1 protein-coding gene is annotated in these 280 nt (G+C 52.9%); it reads left to right on the top strand.

What is annotated here, in order from left to right:
* Window positions 1-35: 35 nt before the first annotated feature.
* Window positions 36-280 (top strand): phosphoenolpyruvate carboxylase (locus tag SB756_RS29485; protein ID WP_410913100.1); only part of this gene is annotated, 245 nt, incomplete at its 3' end.

Genomic DNA, 280 nt, shown 5'->3' on the forward strand with positions numbered 1-280 from the left:
TTTCGCCGAAAGGCGAAGCTGCCAGCAACCCGGAAGTGATCGACCGCACCCTGCGTAAACTGAAAAACCAGCCGGAACTGAGCGAAGACACCATCAAAAAAGCAGTGGAATCGCTGTCGCTGGAACTGGTCCTCACGGCTCACCCAACCGAAATTACCCGTCGTACACTGATCCACAAAATGGTGGAAGTGAACGCCTGTTTAAAACAGCTCGATAACAAAGATATCGCTGACTACGAACACAACCAGCTGATGCGTCGCCTGCGCCAGTTGATCGCCCA

The sequence above is a fragment of the Pseudomonas sp. SIMBA_068 genome, assembly GCF_046534705.1.
Classification (GTDB): Bacteria; Pseudomonadota; Gammaproteobacteria; order Pseudomonadales; family Pseudomonadaceae; genus Aquipseudomonas; species Aquipseudomonas putida.